General features: G+C 57.0%; 16 protein-coding genes. 4 read left to right on the forward strand and 12 right to left on the reverse strand.

Going from position 1 to position 16,228, the window contains the following annotated elements; translation table 11 throughout:
* Positions 1-6 precede the first annotated feature (6 nt).
* From IEI95_RS14220 to ychF, 5 genes are all read right to left on the reverse strand, one after another.
* On the reverse strand, positions 7-486 hold the full coding sequence (locus tag IEI95_RS14220) for a glutathione peroxidase (protein WP_071205130.1): 480 nt from the start codon (positions 484-486) through the stop codon (positions 7-9).
* Complete coding sequence (locus IEI95_RS14225; RefSeq protein ID WP_194416594.1) at positions 473-958, reverse strand: MaoC family dehydratase; 486 nt, start codon at positions 956-958, stop codon at positions 473-475. Before IEI95_RS14225 ends, IEI95_RS14220 begins: the two co-directional genes overlap by 14 nt.
* Positions 955-1,425 carry a MaoC family dehydratase gene (locus tag IEI95_RS14230; RefSeq protein WP_156534626.1) on the reverse strand — a complete coding sequence of 157 codons (471 nt, stop codon included), beginning with the start codon at positions 1,423-1,425 and terminating at the stop codon, positions 955-957. The genes IEI95_RS14225 and IEI95_RS14230 overlap by 4 nt, the downstream gene beginning before the upstream one ends.
* Positions 1,426-1,473: 48 nt before the next feature.
* Positions 1,474-2,958 (reverse strand): hypothetical protein, encoded by a 1,485-nt coding sequence (locus IEI95_RS14235; RefSeq protein ID WP_156534624.1) that lies wholly within the window; start codon positions 2,956-2,958, stop codon positions 1,474-1,476.
* A 154-nt stretch (positions 2,959-3,112) separates the two neighbouring features.
* Positions 3,113-4,216: a redox-regulated ATPase YchF gene (gene ychF / locus IEI95_RS14240; protein ID WP_156534622.1), complete on the reverse strand. Its 1,104-nt coding sequence runs from the start codon at positions 4,214-4,216 to the stop codon at positions 3,113-3,115.
* Between the two features lie 154 nt (positions 4,217-4,370).
* On the opposite strand from ychF, the gene clpS reads away from it, so the two are divergent.
* Positions 4,371-4,682 carry an ATP-dependent Clp protease adapter ClpS gene (clpS, locus tag IEI95_RS14245; protein WP_015916707.1) on the forward strand — a complete coding sequence of 104 codons (312 nt, stop codon included), beginning with the start codon at positions 4,371-4,373 and terminating at the stop codon, positions 4,680-4,682.
* A gap of 3 nt (positions 4,683-4,685) precedes the next feature.
* Here clpS and IEI95_RS14250 read toward each other — a convergent pair whose 3' ends face one another.
* The 5 genes from IEI95_RS14250 to IEI95_RS14270 form a co-directional block, all read right to left on the reverse strand.
* Complete coding sequence (locus IEI95_RS14250) at positions 4,686-5,138, reverse strand: GNAT family N-acetyltransferase (RefSeq protein WP_087728801.1); 453 nt, start codon at positions 5,136-5,138, stop codon at positions 4,686-4,688.
* 1 nt (position 5,139) lies between these two features.
* Entirely contained in the window at positions 5,140-5,853 is a 714-nt protein-coding gene (pth, locus tag IEI95_RS14255; RefSeq protein WP_156534618.1) for an aminoacyl-tRNA hydrolase, read from the reverse strand.
* A 76-nt stretch (positions 5,854-5,929) separates the two neighbouring features.
* Positions 5,930-6,670 (reverse strand): substrate-binding periplasmic protein, encoded by a 741-nt coding sequence (locus IEI95_RS14260; RefSeq protein ID WP_234891078.1) that lies wholly within the window; start codon positions 6,668-6,670, stop codon positions 5,930-5,932.
* A 69-nt stretch (positions 6,671-6,739) separates the two neighbouring features.
* Positions 6,740-9,142: a putative bifunctional diguanylate cyclase/phosphodiesterase gene (locus IEI95_RS14265; RefSeq protein WP_156536974.1), complete on the reverse strand. Its 2,403-nt coding sequence runs from the start codon at positions 9,140-9,142 to the stop codon at positions 6,740-6,742.
* Between the two features lie 393 nt (positions 9,143-9,535).
* Positions 9,536-10,138 carry a 50S ribosomal protein L25/general stress protein Ctc gene (locus IEI95_RS14270; protein ID WP_015916701.1) on the reverse strand — a complete coding sequence of 201 codons (603 nt, stop codon included), beginning with the start codon at positions 10,136-10,138 and terminating at the stop codon, positions 9,536-9,538.
* Positions 10,139-10,505: 367 nt separating this feature from the next.
* On the opposite strand from IEI95_RS14270, the gene IEI95_RS14275 reads away from it, so the two are divergent.
* The 3 genes from IEI95_RS14275 to IEI95_RS14285 all read left to right on the forward strand — a co-directional run bounded on the left by IEI95_RS14275 (position 10,506) and on the right by IEI95_RS14285 (position 13,816).
* Positions 10,506-11,462 (forward strand): helix-turn-helix domain-containing protein, encoded by a 957-nt coding sequence (locus IEI95_RS14275; protein WP_156534614.1) that lies wholly within the window; start codon positions 10,506-10,508, stop codon positions 11,460-11,462.
* 185 nt (positions 11,463-11,647) lie between these two features.
* On the forward strand, positions 11,648-13,162 hold the full coding sequence (gene adh, locus IEI95_RS14280) for an aldehyde dehydrogenase (RefSeq protein ID WP_156534612.1): 1,515 nt from the start codon (positions 11,648-11,650) through the stop codon (positions 13,160-13,162).
* A 279-nt stretch (positions 13,163-13,441) separates the two neighbouring features.
* Positions 13,442-13,816, forward strand: coding sequence for a DUF779 domain-containing protein (locus tag IEI95_RS14285; protein WP_156534610.1), 375 nt, complete (start codon positions 13,442-13,444; stop codon positions 13,814-13,816).
* A 29-nt stretch (positions 13,817-13,845) separates the two neighbouring features.
* Here the strand turns inward: IEI95_RS14285 and IEI95_RS14290 are convergent, their stop codons facing one another.
* Both IEI95_RS14290 and IEI95_RS14295 read right to left on the reverse strand, forming a co-directional pair.
* Complete coding sequence (locus tag IEI95_RS14290; protein WP_156534608.1) at positions 13,846-14,736, reverse strand: hypothetical protein; 891 nt, start codon at positions 14,734-14,736, stop codon at positions 13,846-13,848.
* A gap of 425 nt (positions 14,737-15,161) precedes the next feature.
* The gene (locus tag IEI95_RS14295) at positions 15,162-16,094 is read right to left on the reverse strand and encodes a ribose-phosphate pyrophosphokinase (protein WP_015916696.1); all 933 of its coding nucleotides are present in this window, start codon (positions 16,092-16,094) and stop codon (positions 15,162-15,164) included.
* Between the last annotated feature and the right edge of the window lie 134 nt (positions 16,095-16,228).

The raw sequence follows: 16,228 nt of genomic DNA on the forward strand, positions 1-16,228 counted from the left end.
TCCTTGTTAACCCTTCACCGCCTTAGCGATATCATCAGCAATTTCCTCCGGTTTGGTGATCGGCGCATAGCGGGCAATCGGCATGCCGTCGCGGCCGACCAGAAATTTGGTGAAATTCCATTTGATCGCTTCGGTGCCGAGAATGCCGCGCACTTCGTGGGTCAGGTATTTGTAGAGAGGATGGGCCTCGTTGCCTTTGACATCAATCTTGGCGAACATCGGGAAGCTGACATTGAAATTCAGGTCGCAGAAGCTGGCGATTTCGGCTTCTGATCCCGGTTCCTGACCACCAAACTGGTTGCAGGGAAAGCCGATGATGACGAGATCGTCCTTGAAACGCTTTTGCAGGGTCTCCAGGCCTTCATATTGCGGTGTGAAGCCGCATTTGCTGGCGGTGTTGACGATCAGGAGCAGTTTTCCGGCAAATTCGGCAAGCTTGCGCTCCCGACCGGTAATATCCTTGGCTGAAAAATCATGAACGTTCATTGTCATTCTCCTGTTCGAGCACGGTGCTGACGAAGCGCAGCACCGGCTCGCCCTGTTGGTTCATACCTTCGGCAACGCTGGCGTGGAGGTGCCAGCCGGGACGCGATCTGAGCGCGCGGCTGTTTTGTGCCGTCAGGCTATAGGTAATATCGTCCCCGGCATAGACCGGTTTCAGCCATTTCAGGTCTGTAAAGCCGGGCGAGGGGCCAAGCCGTGGCGGTGCCACGCCTTCGGCAATCGCTTTGGTATTGGCTTCGCCCATGAAGTCGAGAAAGGTTCGCATCCAGACTGAGCAGGTATGCCAGCCAGAGGCGCAGAGACCGCCGAAGACGTAGGACTTCGCCGCTTCCGCATCGACGTGGAAGGGTTGCGGATCGAATTTTGTGGCAAAGCGGATGATATCCTCCGCGTTGAAATGGCGGGTGCCGAGCACGACTTTTTGCTCGAAGGGGAACAGGTCAACCATTCTCATGCCACGTCTCCTGCCGCTTGGCGCTGGCGCATCATGGCCGCATTGCGCGCGACGATGACGGTTTCGCCCTTTTGGTTGACCAGTTCATGGCGGCTGGTGATGACACCGATTCCCGGGCGCGAGCGCAATGGCCGGGCCTCTTCAACCAGGGAAAAGCCACTCAGGGTATCACCCGCTAGGACCGGCGTTTTCCACTGCACGAAGTCGATGCCCGGCGCTCCCTCGGAATAGGAGCGCAGGATATAGCTGTCGATCATCATCCGCATCAAAAGTCCGCAGGTATGCCAGCCGGAGGCCGCCAAGCCGCCGAGAATGCTGGCCTCACCAGCTTCCGCATCGAGATGCATCGGCTGCGGATCGAACTCTGTGGCAAACTCGATAATGTCGTTTAAATCCACCGTAACGGGGCCAAGCGGCAGGCGTGTACCAACCGGAAAATCTTCAAAATATAATTTATCTGTCTGCATAATATCCTCTCTGGGCGTATCCGAACCCTAATAGCACAGATACAAGAATTACGGTGCCGGAGGCGTGCCTGGAGCGGTGCCCGGAATACTGAAAGCATTGCCGTTGACCTTGATCTGGCCGGTGCGATCCGTTTCCACGTGCCAAAGCAGTTGGCCGTCCTCCTGTGTCTTGGCAAAGCCTTTCGCCATCAGCAGGAAAAATGATGTCTGGCCCAACTCCGGCGTTTGCTTGGCATTGGCCTGGAGATAGGCAATGGTCTTGTCGAAATCGCGTGCTGTTACGGTCACGTCGACCAGCGGCTTATCGTTGCCGGTCAGGGCAAAGGTGGTTTTGCCGGTAACCGCGACGTCATAGAGCGAAGATGTCAGACGGGTGCCGTCATAGGTGATGGTGGCGATGCCATCAGGAAAGAAGCGACGGCTGATTTCGCTCTTCTGCGGCGGTGTCAGCGAATGGGTTGGATCGTAATCGACATTGTCCATCAGGTAATTGATACCATCCGCCGCGTTGACGGTGGGCACCTTCACTTTGATAGTCGAGGTCTGCGGAATGAGCGGCACATAGGCCGCTGGCACAAGGCCCGCTACCATCTGCGGCTCGACGAGATCAAGGCCGAAGCCGAACCGGGCCCCATTGCTGATGCCGTCGATCATGGTCTCTATGCCGAAACGCTTGGCGGTGAATGGGCCTTGCGGGGTCTCGACCTGCATATCGTGATAGACAACGGTCTGGGACATGGTTTTGAAAAGGGGAAAATTCGAGCGGAACAGCTGGATCAATATGCGCTTTTCAGCCTCATCCATTGGCGACTTGTCCCAGTTCTTGACCAGGATCGCGATCATTTTCTGAAGCGGCTGGAAGGCAACGCCTTCGATTTTCACGGAGCTTTCGCCTGAACCGGCGCGGAAACCGGCAGGGTCCGCTTTCGAAGCCCTGATGGCTTCAACGAGGTTGGTAAATGTGCTAGTGCTGGCAACAGTAATCGTCTTATCACCGTCCTTCGTCCCCTGGACTGTGGAATTGACCGTGTCCAGGCGTATGTCCGTCGAACTTTCACCCGTCTGCAATCGCAGCCGCATGTCCTCGGCCTTGTAGGTGCCGGACTGTAGATAGGTGATGGTCGGATCGTAGATCCCCGTCATGCTGTAGGAATCGACCGAAAAGAGAAAGTCGGTCTTGGTGTCTTTCTCTTTAGTCTGCCCTTTGACATCGATCCCACCGGCCTGGTCGAATTGCCACAGGCCACCGTCCAGCGGCCGAATGAGGGATACGATAGGGTTGAGACCCACGGCCTTGGTGAATTTGATCGCCTCCAGTCCGAAGAGCGCAATGGTATTGACCCGGACCTCATAGGCGCTGTTGCGCGCCCGCACAGTCATGGCGCTCGCGTCCTTGACCATGCCGTCTGGCAGGGTGGACAAAAGCTGCTGCTTGAGGTCCTTGGCACCTTTCGAGGTAATATCAGCGGCGTTTGCCTGCCCATGCATCAGGACAGCGGATAGAAACAACATAGGCACGGACATCGAACGCATGCTTACTCCCCTCGTTTCAGGAGGCGGTAACCCACACCGCTCCAATGCATTGATATTGCCCAGTTGACCGGCGTTTTAAAGGGCAAAATAAAAGCGGGATGCTTTTGAATGAGCATCCCGCTTGTGATTGACTGTTCGACCGTCGCAATATGGATCAGGTGTTGAAGCGGAAGTGGATGACGTCGCCGTCATTCACGACATATTCCTTACCTTCGTCGCGGCCCTTGCCAGCTTCCTTGGCGCCGACTTCGCCCTTGTAGGTGATGTAATCATCATAGGCGATGGTGAAGGCGCGGATGAAGCCGCGTTCGAAATCGGTATGGATCACGCCTGCGGCGGCGGGCGCCTTGGTGCCGCGCGGAATGGTCCAGGCGCGGGTTTCCTTGGGGCCAACGGTGAAATAGGTGATCAGGTCGAGCAGGTGATAGCCAGCGCGGATCAGCCGGTCCAGACCTGCTTCTTCCAGCCCGAGCGCCGACAGAAATTCGGCAGCTTCCTCGTCCGGCAATTGCGCCACTTCGGCTTCGATGGCCGCCGAAATGATTACGGTTTCCGCCCCTTGTGCCTTGGCCATGTCCTCGACGGCTTTGGTATGGGCATTGCCGGTTACGGCATCGGCTTCGGCGACATTGCAGACGTAGAGGACCGGATGCGAGGTCAGCAGGTTCAGGCTTTTCAGCACCTCGCGCTCTTCGGCATCAAGGCTTGCCAACAGCAGGCGGGCGGGCTTGCCCTCTTGCAGCAGCTTCAGAGCACCATCCATGACAGGCAGCAGTGTCATCGATTCCTTGTCCTTGGAGGCGGCGCGCTTGCGGGTCTGCTCGGTGCGGCGCTCCAGGCTTTCCAGATCGGCCAGCATCAGCTCGGTTTCGATGGTTTCGGCGTCGCCAACCGGATCGATCCGGCCTTCGACATGGGTGATGTCGTCATCTTCGAAGCAGCGCAGCACATGCACGACTGCATCGACTTCACGGATATTGGCAAGAAACTTGTTGCCCAGGCCTTCACCCTTGGAAGCGCCGCGCACCAGACCGGCAATGTCCACGAAGGAAATGCGGGTCGGGATGATTTCCTTGGAGCCGGCAACGGTTGCCAGCGTCTGCATGCGCGGATCGGGCACGGCCACTTCGCCGGTATTCGGCTCGATGGTGCAGAACGGATAGTTGGCCGCCTGGGCCGCCGCCGTCCTGGTCAGCGCGTTGAAAAGGGTGGACTTGCCGACATTCGGCAGTCCCACGATACCGCATTTGAAGCCCATGGGTGTTTTCCGTGCTCAGTAAAGGTTTTGTTGCCTTGCCTATGGGGGAATGGAGCGGCCCGGTCAAGGCTTTGCCGCTTCTTGGCGCCAATTGCTTGAAGCCGGAAGCTGTTCGCATTATGGTAACGCGAGCGTGTGCCGATGGGAGTTGCCAATGCCTCAAAAAGTCATTGTCGGGCAGCCAAAGGTGAAAACCAGGCCAAAGCTGGAGCAGCCCAGGCTCTACAAGGTCATCCTGACCAATGATGATTACACTCCGCGCGAATTCGTGACCATCGTGCTGAAAGCCGTGTTCCGGATGAGCGAGGAAACCGGCAACCGCGTGATGATGACCGCTCACCGTTTTGGCTCGGCGGTGGTGGTGGTCTGCACCCGCGACATCGCCGAGACCAAATCCACCGAGGCCAATGATCTCGCCAAGGAAGCAGGGTTTCCGCTGCTGTTTACCATTGAGCCGGAAGAATAGGCATCACGTACGGCGGATCTGATAGCCGGTCTTGTTCTGGAGAAAGCCGCAGGAACCGTAGAAGCGGTGGATGGCTTCGTCCGTTCGGCCTGTGAGCAGCATGGCTTTGTAGCAGCCTGCCTGCCAGGCTGCGTCAATGGCGTGAAGCACCACCGCCTTGCCATAGCCTTGGCCGCGATGACTGATGGCGCTGGCAACGTTTTCAATCAGGGCATAAGGTCTTCCACCACGGGTGAGGTTGGGGATGACGACAAGAGAGGTCGTCGCCACGGGCGTTTCCATATCGAGCGCCAAAAAAATTGTCAGACCGGGATGGGCGAGAATTGCCGCATATTTTTCGCGCACGAGATCGGGCTGCAACAGATCGTCATCGCTGTTCAATTCCTGATACAGCGACAGCAGGCTTTCCAAATCGTCTGGCTGGGCGGCGCGAATCTTGATGGCTGACTTGCTCATCTCAATCCTTCTTCGGACCAAACATCTTCTTCAACATCTCAGCCATCGGGCCGGTTTCCGGCAGTTTTTTCGGCTGCACGCCATTGCGAGCCTGATGAATGTGGGATTTGGCCGGTTTGGCGGGCTTGGGCTTTTCCTCGTCCGCTTTCGTCCCTGTCGCAAGCGCCAGTTTGTTCATCAACTGGCTGTCTTCACCGCGCACCAGCATGTCGGCGTTTTCGGCCAGCGTTTCCAGCAGAGGATCGAGCCATTCAGCGTCGAGCTTGCCGAAATCGCCCAGCACATGCGCCTGGACCCGGGATTTATCGCCGGGATGGCCGATACCGAGCCGCAGGCGGCGGTAGTTCAGGCCGCAATGGGCATCCAGCGATTTGATGCCATTATGGCCGCCATGGCCGCCGCCCAGCTTGATGCGGGCCTTGCCGGGCAGAAGATCCAGCTCGTCATAGATCGCCACCAGCTGTTCGGGGCCAAGCTTGTAGAAGCGCAGCGCCTCGCCGACCGATTCGCCTGACAGGTTCATGAAGGTCTGCGGCTTGATCAGCAGCACTTTTTCGCCCGCCAGCGTGCCATCGGCAATCTCGGCCTTGAATTTCTTCGACCAGGGCGAAAAGCTGTGGCGGCGATGGATGGCGTCGAGCACCATGAAGCCGATATTGTGGCGGTTGCCGGCATATTGGGAGCCGGGATTGCCAAGCCCTGCAAGAACGATCATCGCATTTTCCACGAACGTATTTCGGTTGGTCTTCACGACAGCGAAATGCGGGCCATGTCAACCCCGATTGCGCGTGCTATTGAGGCTGTAACAGGCCATATTCTCGCGAAATCCTGGCTTGCGTGCCGTCGGCAATCAGTCGATCAAGCGCTTGTTGCATTTGCACGATCAGGTCATCGGGCAGGGACTTGTTGCAGGCAATGGCGAATTTCTGCTCGGTCAGCACGAATTGCTGTTCCAGAGGATGACCTTCGGCCACCAGCTTGTGATAGAATTTCTCCGAGACCGGCATGAGATCGATCCGGTCGCTTTCCAGTTTCTTGATGGTTAGATCGAGGTTGGAGGCGAGGTCGATTCTGGGAAAACCATGCCGTTCCAGAAGGGCCTGAGTGTAGTCGTCGCGCTGGGTGCCGACAATATACTTGCGGGCGTCCTCGACATTGCGCACCTGAATGCCGGAGCCCTTGCGGCTCATGATGATATTCCGATCGATGGCCAGCGGCTCGACCCATTTGAAGCGGCCTTCGCGCTCAGGGATATGGGCTGCGGTAAACACGCAGGTCATCGGTTCGGTTTCGGCCATCGCGATGGCACGAGCCCAGGGCATCATCTCGATGGTATAGGGGATCGACAGATCCTTCATGATCATGACGACCTGCTCGTAGCCGACGCCCTTGTCCACCCCGTTTTCCCTGAAATTGTAAGGTGGGTAATCTTCCGTGGTAAAGACTATGCTGTTTTGCGCCATGGCTGTGGCGGTCATGAACACCAAGGAGGACAGGACGACAAGGCGGAATGCACTTCTTCGACAGCTCATCTTCGGCCTCCTTTAGATTGTGTTTGGTTGTGCTTGTCCTGCTGAAATGGCAGCCTGGGTTGTCTCGTCCTAAGCCGTTGTCCGATGTCCAATCCTGGCAATGGGCGTGGATTTCGGCGGTGTCGCGCTATTGTCTCCGAACCGGGCTTGCAGATCTTCGAAGGACAATGGCCGGTCGAACAGATAGCCCTGGCCGTAATCCACACCGATTGCCTGTAGCGCCCGCCATTGTTCCTTGGTCTCGATGCCCTCGGCCACCACGGTGCATTTCATCTTGTGCGAAATAGCGGCAATGCCTTCGATCAACATGCGGCTGCGCTCGCGCAGGTCCAGGGTATCGCCGGTCATGGAGCGGATGAAGGACTGGTCGATCTTGATGATATTGACCGGGAAGCGGCTGAGATAGCTGAGCGAGGAATATCCGGTGCCGAAATCGTCCAGCGCAATGCGGCAGCCAAAATCGCCGATTTTTTGGAGCACGGTCTGGATATGTGGGCTGTCGTGCAGCAACGTCGCTTCGGTGATCTCGATGATGATCCGCGATGGGTCGATGTTGAAAAGATGCACCGCGCTGGCCAGCCAGACCAGAAGGCTGGCATCGATCTGCGTTGGCGAGACATTCAGCGCCAGATAGGAGGTGGTGTCGCCACTGAGGGCGGAAAGCCTGGTGAAGTGATCGAGAGCCTTATCGAAAACCTGCTTGCCGATATCGTGAATGGTACCGGTTTCCTCGGCCAGACTGATGATTTCGGTCGGCGCCATGATGCCGTGGACGGGGTGGCGCAGACGCATCAAGGCCTCGTAGCCGACCGTCTTGCCGCTTTGCAGGTCGATGATTGGTTGCAAAAACGCATCGAGCCAGTCGTTGCTCAATGCCTGCTCGATCATCTGCTCGATCTCGGCGCGCCGGCGGGTGGTAGTGCCAATGCTGTCGTCGAAGATCTGGAAACCGTTCTTTCCGTCGCGCTTGCGATTATACATTGCCATGTCGGCCTTTTGCAGCAGTTCCGTGGCTGTCTCGGCGTGTTGCGGATACAGCGCGATGCCGATGCTGGCGCTCAGTCTTGTGGCGGTCCCCTTGACGATGAAGGGAGTTTCGAAAATCCCGCAGATATCGTTGGCCACGGCGCGGGCGGCTGTTTCGCAATCGTTGGCACGCAGCAGGATGGCGAATTCGTCGCCGCCAATGCGGGCGGCCACCGAGTTTTCCGGCAGCAGGTGGACGATCATGTCCACCAGAATTTTCAGGGTCGTGTCGCCGGCATGATGGCCGAGATTGTCATTGATCCATTTGAACCGGTCGAGATCGACGAACAGGCAGGCAAGGGAACCGCCCTGGCGGTCGGTTGCCTCGATCTGCACATCCAGTTCGTTCTCGAAACCCTGACGGTTGAGAAGCCCGGTCAGATGATCGGTCATTGCCTGGCGCCGGTTGCGTGCCTCCGATTGTTTGAGGGCGGTGATGTCAGTCATGACGCTCAGCGAAAGGTTGGACTGCGCCATCGGTGTGGCATTGCCGGATTCGACGACCAGGACATCCATGATCCGTCCATCGGCACAGACGAATTTGGTGGTATATTGCTGTTGCAGGCCAGCCTCACCATTCTGTTTGACTTGGCGGTAGGCCTGACGGGCCTCAATTGTAATCAGGCTTTCAAAACTGAGACCGATGATATCTTCGCGGTGATAGCCTGTCACCGATGTCCAGTAGTCGCTGATGCCGGTAATCCGGTCATCGGCATCGACAGAAAACAGCATGGCGGGCGTCGCATGGTAGATGTCGGTTGCCAGCCGGTGCGCCTGTTTTAGCTCGATTTCTTCCTGCTGAAGCTTTGATTGCATGGCGTTGAAGCTCTGCGCCAGCCGGCCCATTTCATCGTTTGAATGCCAGTCGACCGAACGTCGCGAACCCAGACGTCGCGTGGCTTCGATGGCGGCGGTCAGCTGCGTCAGCGGTCTCATGACCATCATCCGGTTGCCGACGATGGCGGCCAGAATCACCACCAGCATGGACAGGATGAAGATGGCGATAAACACGCCTTCGGTCCGGCGAATGCTGGCAAACAGGCCATGCTTTTGAAAGGAAAGCGTAATGGTGCCAACGGTTTTCGGTCCGTCCTGATGCTGGTAGATGATGGTTTGCGATAGGGAGGAAAATGTCTTTGCCGGGACAAATGTTTGCGGCATGTCAATGCGTATATTGCCGGTCGGGTCGGAAACTTCGACCCTGATGACCTCGCCACCGGAGACCAGCGCTGCACTGATCTGGCGTACACTCTCAGCATCGAAATCCCAAAGTGGCTTGGCGAGTGCCTGGGCATTGGCAGCCAACAGGACAGCTATACTATTTTGCTGATCGGTTTCGGCCCGTTGTGACGACAGCCACAGAAACAGCAGAAACAGCGGCACAACGCAGACGAACACTGTTCCAGCCACCAGCGCAAGGAAACGCTGTTCCACGGACCGGGTCATGGATCGCATCCGACAGTGTGCAAACTCAGATAGCAACCAATAGATGTAATATTAAACATTTTTCCATCGTATTTGGTGAGCGGTGCTGAAAAATGAATAGGGATGAAACAATACAACCCCACGGCCCCTGGTTCTTCTCTTATTTGGGGGCAGGATTCCATGCGATACGTTAACGATGACTGAAGTCGTAAAGGAGATTTGCAACTTTACGCAAAGTTATTTGCGACTTTCGTGCAATGCTACCCGCTATGGACGAAAAGAACACGGTTCGATGGGCCGTCCCGATGTCATAGCTTTTGCCGTAAAGTTTTATCATGAGCCGGATATCTGAAGCCACAAAAAACCCGCCCGGTAAGGGGCGGGTTTATCGATCGCTCCAACGGAATGGAGCAATTATTCTTCGGTTGCTTCTTCTTCGTCAGCAACGTCAACGTCTGGAGCGACGAGAGTTGCAATCGTGAAGTCGCGGTCGGTGATCACAGGGGTCACACCAGAAGGCAGCTTCACGGCAGAGATATGCACGCTGTCGCCGATCTTCAGGCCTTCCAGATCGAAGGTGATGGCTTCTGGAATGTTGTTGGCCGGAACCTGCAACTCGACGTCGTGGCGTACGATGTTGAGGACAGCACCGGTCTTGACGGCGGACTTGTCTTCATTGACGAAACGGACAGGCACGGCAACCGTGACCTGGCTGTTTGCCGAAACGCGCAGGAAGTCGATATGCATGGTGAAGTCGCGGACTGGATCCAGCTGGTAGTCCTTGGGCAGGACGCGGATCTTTTCGCCGTTGACTTCAATGGTCGCCACCGTGGTCATGAAACCGCCAGCGTGAATACGCTTGGTGACTTCATTGGTGTTCAGGGTGATGGCAATGGGAGCCTGCTTGTCACCATAGATGACAGCGGGAATGAGACCGTTGCGGCGAAGTTCACGGGAGGACCCCTTACCAACCCGTTCGCGCGTTTCGGCCTTGAGCTCGTAAGATGCGTGGCTCATGGCATTTCCTTTCGATGTTACTGGAGAGTTTCAGCCGGTTTTTCTTGACATCATCCGGGCATGAAACTGGAAACGGTGCCGGTTTTTAAATCTGCCGCATCATTTCACTCCAACCTTTCAGGATTGAAGGAAACATATAGCAGCCGTCACAATTTCATCCGCATTGCCTCCAAGGGTGTCTGCGCGGACGGGGGCGCTATAGTATGAAAGTGCCGTGGATGCAAGCTTTCTCGGGCTTTTTTCGAGCATGGGATGGAACGGGGCCACCGGTTTTTGCGGCAAGGCGCGTCAATCCTGTCGATTGCCATCCTGCCCGCAAAGGTTCATGATAGTCCAGAGAGATGTGAATTTGCTTTGGGAGGAGCATATGAGCGTCGGTTATAGACATGCCGATACGGTCTATTCGACAGCGTTGCAGGGATCGAAGGCGGCCAGTTCACCGATTGCTGCTTCCTGGCGGCGTTGCCTCGATGTCCATGGGCTAGACCCTGAACAGGCAGGCACCCCGCGGATTTTGGACGAAACGGCCTTCCGTGAAGCGCGTGGCCGCATGGACCACCTGATCGCCGCCAGCGCCGAGGAACTGGACCGGCTGTTTTCGACAGTCGGGCGCTCCGGTTGCTGCCTGGTGCTGGCCGATAGCCATGGCGTGGTGCTTGAGCGGCGCAGTGCTGCGGGCGATGACGGTGATTTTCGCAGGCTTGGCCTTTGGCAGCAGACGGAATGGAGCGAGGCCAGCGTTGGCACCAATGGTATCGGCACGGCGCTGGCCGATGAGCGCCCGGTCATCATCCACCGCGACCAGCATTTTCTCTCCGCCAATATCGCACTGAGTTGCACCACGGCGCCAATCCGCGACCATCGCGGCCAGATTGCTGCCGCACTCGACATCTCCACCTGCCGCCATGATGTGACGGATCTGTCGATGACCATTCTCGCCCAGGCGGTGCGTGATGCAGCACTCCGCGTCGAGGTCAACCTGTTTCGCATGGCCTTTGCGGGCGCGCGCATCGTCATGATCCCCACGGTGGCCAATCCCACCGCACTTTTGGCCGTGGACGGTGACGATCTGGTGTTGGGCGCAACGCGGGCAGCGCGGTTGGCGTTGCAGATCGACGATCAGGCCATCGCCGCCGGTCTGCCCGCTGCCGATGCCTTGAAGGAAAAGCGCGGGGAAGAGGGGGATGATCTGCATGAAGCAGAGCGGGCTGCACTGCGTCGGGTTCTGTCTCGTACCAAAGGCAATGTCTCCCAGGCGGCACAATTGCTGGGCATCAGTCGCGCAACCCTGCATCGCAAGATGAAGCGTTTTAATATTCACTAATGCACGCAGCAGTGTCGCAGGGATGCGACACTGTGCGCTGCGGCATTGCGAAGCTTGGCTGGTATCCGGCCGCAGCGGGGTGCATCTTTCAACTACGGTTCTGGAGTTTGTCAGGGAAAAGTGGAGGACCGGTTTTCCCCAAAGACAAACATCACCAAGGGAACCTTCATCAGGGAGGATGAGAGATGAACATTCAGGTTCAAACCACGGCAAGCACCCCGTTCAAGCTGAAATACGGCAATTTCATCGGTGGCGACTGGCGTGAGCCGGTGGGTGGCCGGTATTTTGAAAACACCACCCCGGTCACCGGTGGGAAGTTGTGCGATATCGCCCGCTCCGACGAGCGCGACATCAATCTGGCGCTGGATGCCGCCCATGCCGCCAAGGACAAATGGGGCAAGACCCCCGTTGCCGAGCGCGCCAATATGCTCAACCGAATTGCTGACCGGATGGAAAGCAATCTGGAGCTCCTGGCCCGAGCCGAAACCTGGGACAACGGCAAGCCGCTGCGTGAAACCATGGCTGCCGATATTCCGCTGGCCGTCGATCATTTCCGCTATTTTGCCGCCTGCGTACGCGCTCAGGAAGGCTCGATCGGCGAAATCGACCACGATACGGTCGCCTATCATTTCCACGAGCCGCTTGGCGTCGTCGGCCAGATCATTCCCTGGAACTTCCCGATCCTGATGGCCGCCTGGAAGCTGGCGCCCGCTCTTGCCGCTGGCAATTGCGTTGTGCTGAAGCCAGCCGAGCAGACCCCCGCCTCGATTCTCGTCTGGGCCGAATTGATTGGCGACATCCTGCCACCCGGCGTGCTCAATATCGTCAACGGCTTTGGCCTGGAAGCCGGCAAGCCGCTGGCCTCCAGTCCGCGCATCGCCAAGATCGCCTTTACCGGTGAAACCTCGACGGGTCGGCTGATCATGCAATATGCCAGCCAGAACCTCATTCCGGTGACGCTGGAACTGGGCGGAAAATCGCCGAACATCTTCTTCGAGGACGTGCTGCGCGAAGATGACGATTATCTCGACAAGGCCCTGGAAGGCTTTGCAATGTTTGCTCTTAACCAGGGCGAAGTCTGCACCTGCCCAAGCCGGGCGCTCGTCCATGAAAAGATCTATGACCGTTTCATGGAAAAGGCCATCAAGCGCGTCGAGGCCATCGTTCAGGGCGATCCCTTGGACATGGGTACGATGATCGGGGCGCAGGCCTCCAGCGAGCAGCTTGAAAAAATCCTGTCCTATATGGATATCGGTCGTCAAGAAGGCGCCGAAATTCTGACCGGTGGCCATCGCAATACCCTGTCCGGCGATCTCTCCGGCGGCTATTACGTCAAGCCGACCGTGTTCAAGGGTCATAACAAGATGCGGGTATTCCAGGAGGAAATCTTCGGCCCGGTCGTCTCCGTCACCACCTTCAAGGACGAGGCCGAGGCGCTGGAAATCGCCAATGACACCCTCTATGGCCTGGGTGCCGGCGTCTGGAGCCGCGATGCCAATACCTGCTACCGCTTCGGTCGCAATATCCAGGCCGGGCGCGTTTGGACCAATTGCTACCATGCCTATCCCGCCCACGCGGCCTTTGGCGGTTACAAACAATCGGGCATTGGCCGCGAGACCCACAAGATGATGCTGGACCATTATCAGCAGACCAAGAACATGCTGGTGAGTTACAGCCCCAAAGCCCTCGGCTTCTTCTAAACCCGTTGTAAATCCGCCCCGCTGGGCTGCAAATGGTCATGTTCTGCGCTTCCGGTGCTCACGTACTTATGTACGCTCCGCTCCGGTTCTCGAACATAACCATTTTCGCCACCTCCAGCCGCGAATCTCGACGGGTTTAGCCGTCGAGTTCTTGGTTTTATGGGATTCGCGAAGGTTTGCGGTTCTTGCATTCTTCTCCCCAGCGGGGAGAAGGTGGCGGCAGCCGGATGAGGGGGGCGAAGCCAAGACGGACTTCTTTCATTTTGAAACGAGGCAGTTATGGACACGATTTTGGATGGTGAACCAAGGGTCGTCGCGACAGCGGCGGCCATCGATTTGATCGGCGAGATCCGCAGGGATTATCCGCAGATCCTGTTTCATCAGTCCGGGGGCTGTTGCGATGGGTCATCGCCGATGTGTTATCCTGTCGATGATTATATAGTCGGGGATACCGATGTGAAGCTCGGCGAGATTGATGGCGTGCCCTTCTATATCCATCAGAGCCAGTATGAAGTCTGGAAACACACCCAGTTGATTATCGATGTCGTTCCGGGGCGAGGGGGCATGTTTTCACTGGATAATGGCCGCGAAAAACGCTTTCTGACCCGCTCTAAGCTGTTTGGGGGTGAGGTCTGCGCCTTGCCTGCCCGCTAATAATTTAGCCGGAGCGTTGACATCTCGCTCTATAGCAAGCCGCATTTGGCGCAGGCGGTGTCGATAATCTCGAGCTTTACGGTTTGTGCCCTTTCATATTCTCGCCGGAATTGGTTGGAAACCCAGAGTTCCGAGCGCCCGCGCCGTCCTTTCCAGCCGATGGTCCCGACGTTTGCTGCATCCAGCAGTTTGCGGGTGAGGTGTGAGCGAGACAGGTGGAATGTCTCGGCCATGGTCTGGATCGATACGGTGCCGATTAAAATCTGCTCAGCGTCCGCATCGGTATCCTGGCTCTTGGCAATCAGCCAGTCGATAATGATATTGCCGTTGTTCAACCAGACGAAGGGATCAAAAATCTTCGGCTGCTCGCGCAGTTCAGGGGTCTGCATGAAGGCGGAGGCGACAAGCGGATGCAGCTTGCTCATGTCCCGGCCGTTGGCCTCGAAGTTTTGCAGCCGTGCGCCATCGTCAAACCCGTCCAGGCTTCGCAGATGGATTTCCATCCAGCCCGCCGCACTGCCGAGACTGGCCTCGCTCGGCACCAGCGGTCTGCTGCGCCGGTCGGTGGTGGTTGTTTCGCGGGCGATGCCATAGGTTTCCATTTCTTTCAGAAATGAGTCCGCCGTATTGCGGCTGGCCACGCCAGTGGCTTCGACAAAGTCGAAATAGCGGGCAGGTAGGATCTGGCCCGCCTCGAAATATTGCATCAAGGCAATCTGTCCGAGAAGCCAGCGCTGGTGACTGGCAAAAACCCTGGCGATCTGAGGATGCTCCTCAAACCGTTTCAAAAAGGCCTCCGCCTGCACGCGGATGATCGGATGAATCCGCGGATGGGATAGCATGGCGCTGGATGTGAAAGGCATGGCCTGGTGCTTTGTCGGCTGCGCTGGAATGTCGTCTTGAGCTTGCGTGCAGGTCATGGTGTCCGGGCCAGTTTTTCAATGCAAATAGAAGGGTATCCGAAGCTCAACCATTCATCAATGGAATAGCGGCCTGCAACCGTTCTGTTTTGACCGGATTGTTTCTGCTCTTCGTGGATCGCAGCAACGCTCTCGCTCTTTGTTTTTAAGCATTTCCGGTTGGTAAAACCGGTGTCCACCTTTCCTGGAAATGCTCAATAGATTTTTGGTGGAAATTTTTACACCGGATCGGTGCTGACGTCATGCCAGCCGGAAAAGCATGTGCGACGAATAGGGTATTTCCGTTTTGCATCGGAATGCGAAAAGCGCGGTCCGTCTCCCCGAAAAGACAAACGGCAGCAAACGGCGCTGTAACACGTTAAATTTGCCAGGTAATCCCTGAAACCGATTTCGGTTCAGGGATTTATGCAAGTGTGCCGTGACGATTAATCGAACAGGCTGGAAACTGAGGCTTCGGCGCTGGTGCGGTTGATGGCTTCGCCAAGCAGGGTGGCGGTGCTCAGCACCCGGATATTATGGGCCGATTGGACGGCGACGGTCGGCTGGATGGAATCGGTGATCACCAATTCGCGCAGCTTGGAGGAGGTGACGCGGGTAACGGCACCGCCCGAAAGCACGCCATGGGTAATATAGGCGGTAACGCTGGCTGCGCCCATGTTCAGCATCGCTTCAGCCGCGTTGCAGAGCGTGCCGCCGCTATCGACGATATCGTCGATCAGAATACAATCCTTGCCTTCGACATCGCCGATGATGTTCATCACTTCGGATTCGCCTGGACGATCGCGACGCTTGTCGACGATGGCCAGAAGACAGTCCAGACGCTTGGCAAGTGCACGCGCACGCACCACGCCGCCGACGTCAGGTGAAACGACCATGAGATTGGCAAGGTCGTAGTGTTCCTTGACGTCACGGGCGAGGACGGGTGCTGCAAAAAGGTTGTCGGTCGGGATGTCGAAAAAGCCTTGGATCTGGCCGGCATGCAGGTCCAGCGTCAGAACACGGTCGGCGCCCGCCTCGGTGATCAGGTTGGCAACCAGCTTGGCCGAGATCGGTGTGCGGCCAGAGGCGCGACGGTCCTGACGGGCATAGCCGAAATAGGGAATGACGGCTGTGATCCGCCGCGCCGAAGAACGGCGGAAGGCGTCGATCATGATCAGCAGTTCCATCAGGTGGTCATTGGTCGGAAACGACGTCGACTGGACGATGAAGATATCCTCGCCACGCACGTTTTCCTGAATTTCCACGAATATTTCCTGGTCCGCAAAGCGGCGAACGCTGGCTTTTCCAAGGGGAACATTGAGATATTTACAGACCGCTTCAGCAAGTTGCCGGTTCGAATTACCTGCGAAGACCTTCATTTGTGCCCGCCTGTTTGCATCCCGCTACGCGACCCCGTCTGGGCATCCCGCCTCGGATTAAAACTGTTACAACCGACCCCAGCACACTTGTTTCATGCGCGGCGCTGCAATGCGGGCTTTTTAGCGCCCTTGCC

The organism is Agrobacterium vitis, from assembly GCF_014926405.1.
GTDB classification, from domain to species: domain Bacteria; phylum Pseudomonadota; class Alphaproteobacteria; order Rhizobiales; family Rhizobiaceae; genus Allorhizobium; species Allorhizobium vitis_H.

Coding starts and splice junctions, on each gene's coding strand:
- IEI95_RS14220 (WP_071205130.1), bottom strand. CDS start 486: ATGAACGTTCATGATTTTTCAGCCAAGGATATTACCGGTCGGGAGCGC.
- IEI95_RS14225 (WP_194416594.1), bottom strand. CDS start 958: ATGAGAATGGTTGACCTGTTCCCCTTCGAGCAAAAAGTCGTGCTCGGC.
- IEI95_RS14230 (WP_156534626.1), bottom strand. CDS start 1,425: ATGCAGACAGATAAATTATATTTTGAAGATTTTCCGGTTGGTACACGC.
- IEI95_RS14235 (WP_156534624.1), bottom strand. CDS start 2,958: ATGCGTTCGATGTCCGTGCCTATGTTGTTTCTATCCGCTGTCCTGATG.
- ychF (WP_156534622.1), bottom strand. CDS start 4,216: ATGGGCTTCAAATGCGGTATCGTGGGACTGCCGAATGTCGGCAAGTCC.
- clpS (WP_015916707.1), top strand. CDS start 4,371: ATGCCTCAAAAAGTCATTGTCGGGCAGCCAAAGGTGAAAACCAGGCCA.
- IEI95_RS14250 (WP_087728801.1), bottom strand. CDS start 5,138: ATGAGCAAGTCAGCCATCAAGATTCGCGCCGCCCAGCCAGACGATTTG.
- pth (WP_156534618.1), bottom strand. CDS start 5,853: ATGATCGTTCTTGCAGGGCTTGGCAATCCCGGCTCCCAATATGCCGGC.
- IEI95_RS14260 (WP_234891078.1), bottom strand. CDS start 6,670: ATGAGCTGTCGAAGAAGTGCATTCCGCCTTGTCGTCCTGTCCTCCTTG.
- IEI95_RS14265 (WP_156536974.1), bottom strand. CDS start 9,142: ATGACCCGGTCCGTGGAACAGCGTTTCCTTGCGCTGGTGGCTGGAACA.
- IEI95_RS14270 (WP_015916701.1), bottom strand. CDS start 10,138: ATGAGCCACGCATCTTACGAGCTCAAGGCCGAAACGCGCGAACGGGTT.
- IEI95_RS14275 (WP_156534614.1), top strand. CDS start 10,506: ATGAGCGTCGGTTATAGACATGCCGATACGGTCTATTCGACAGCGTTG.
- adh (WP_156534612.1), top strand. CDS start 11,648: ATGAACATTCAGGTTCAAACCACGGCAAGCACCCCGTTCAAGCTGAAA.
- IEI95_RS14285 (WP_156534610.1), top strand. CDS start 13,442: ATGGACACGATTTTGGATGGTGAACCAAGGGTCGTCGCGACAGCGGCG.
- IEI95_RS14290 (WP_156534608.1), bottom strand. CDS start 14,736: ATGACCTGCACGCAAGCTCAAGACGACATTCCAGCGCAGCCGACAAAG.
- IEI95_RS14295 (WP_015916696.1), bottom strand. CDS start 16,094: ATGAAGGTCTTCGCAGGTAATTCGAACCGGCAACTTGCTGAAGCGGTC.